Annotated in this window: 2 protein-coding genes; both read right to left on the bottom strand. The window is 33.1% G+C overall.

Translation table 11 applies throughout. From position 1 onward, the window contains the following. Window positions 1-48: 48 nt before the first annotated feature. Window positions 49-939 (bottom strand): IS3 family transposase, encoded by an 891-nt coding sequence (locus FYJ80_RS11635; protein ID WP_154427073.1) that lies wholly within the window; start codon window positions 937-939, stop codon window positions 49-51. A gap of 17 nt (window positions 940-956) precedes the next feature. Further along, window positions 957-1,241, bottom strand: a complete 285-nt coding sequence (locus FYJ80_RS12010; RefSeq protein ID WP_154427070.1) for a transposase — start codon at window positions 1,239-1,241, stop codon at window positions 957-959. Window positions 1,242-1,319: the final 78 nt, after the last annotated feature.

Here is a 1,319-nt window from a genome sequence, read left to right as displayed (position 1 = left end):
TATGCTAAGAGACATGTCAAGACAATTAGTTAAAAATTATCCGAATATTTAAGCTACCTCTTCTATATTAATATTAGGGAAAGTTCCCTGTTTATATACTTCATCTGGTGTTTGATAATCTAAGCTTTGATGAATCCTTTCATGATTAAAATAGTAAACAAATTCATTAAGACTTTGCTCTAGTTCATCAAATTCATGGTAATCTCTTAAAAATACCCACTCGTATTTTAAAGTTCTCCATGTGCGTTCCATTCTTACATTATCGAGACATCTACCAATACCATCCATGCTAATAAGCATTCCATAGCTTTCAAGAAAAGAAGTAAATTCTTTTGAGGTATACTGGGAGCCTGCATCTGTGTTAAATATAGCAGGTACACCATACTTTATTATTGCTTCCATTAGGGCATCAAGACAAAACTCTACATTCATTGTTTCAGATAATCTCCAAGATAAAATCTTTCTACTGTATAAATCAATAATTGCAGTAAAATAAACCATACGATCCTCAAGTTTGATATAGGTGATGTCAGTAGCCCAAACTTCATTAACATACCTTATCTTTCTATTACGAAGCAGATATGGATATTTAGTGTATTTACCTTTAGCAGGGCGTGTGGCCTTAAATACAGGAGTTAAGCCTTTTAAACTTAATTCTTCGTATATCATTCTAATAGTATGTTCTGTAGCCCATGAATGACCTTCACGTAGTAAATGCTTGGACATCTTTATATATCCATAAGTAGAGTAATTTGTCCATTCAATAAGAACTTTATCTAGATGTTTATTATGTTCTTCTTTAAGTGTTGCTTTTCTTTCTTTTTCTTCATCAGAGATAGTATAGCTCCTCTTTTCATAATACACGCTTCTAGGGAGCTTCAAGATTTGGCACTGGGCACTGATTGATAAAATATTACTTTTCGTTTCATCAACCAGCATCCAGAGATCATCCTTCTTTAGAAGCGCTGCTCTTTTTTTAATAGATCTATCTCTAACTCTTTTTGACCAATTATTGCCTTAGCGGCAGCAAGCTTTTCTTCTGTTTCTTCTTGTAGCTTTTGAAGTCGTTTTACTTCTTTATTGCCTAATCCATTTAGAAGAAATGCCTTCTTCCAATCTGAAAGTGTACTAGGTGCTACATTGTTACTAGAACATACTTCACTAAATGCTTTTCCATCTAGAAGCTCTTTAATGCATTTAAGCTTAAACTCATCTGTGTAAGTCTTCTTGTTTCTACCCATATCTTTTTTACTCCTTTGATATGGTAGCTGTTATTCGAATTATTTTCACCTCCCTGTCTGATTTATGCTCTTAGTATA

Origin of the sequence: Bullifex porci, from assembly GCF_009695635.1 — a bacterium.
Lineage (GTDB): Bacteria > Spirochaetota > Spirochaetia > Sphaerochaetales > Sphaerochaetaceae > Bullifex > Bullifex porci.
The sequence above is the reverse complement of the archived record's forward strand: the minus strand, read 5'-3'. Positions and strand labels throughout refer to the sequence as shown.

Coding starts and splice junctions, on each gene's coding strand:
- FYJ80_RS11635 (WP_154427073.1), bottom strand. CDS start 939: ATGCTGGTTGATGAAACGAAAAGTAATATTTTATCAATCAGTGCCCAG.
- FYJ80_RS12010 (WP_154427070.1), bottom strand. CDS start 1,241: ATGGGTAGAAACAAGAAGACTTACACAGATGAGTTTAAGCTTAAATGC.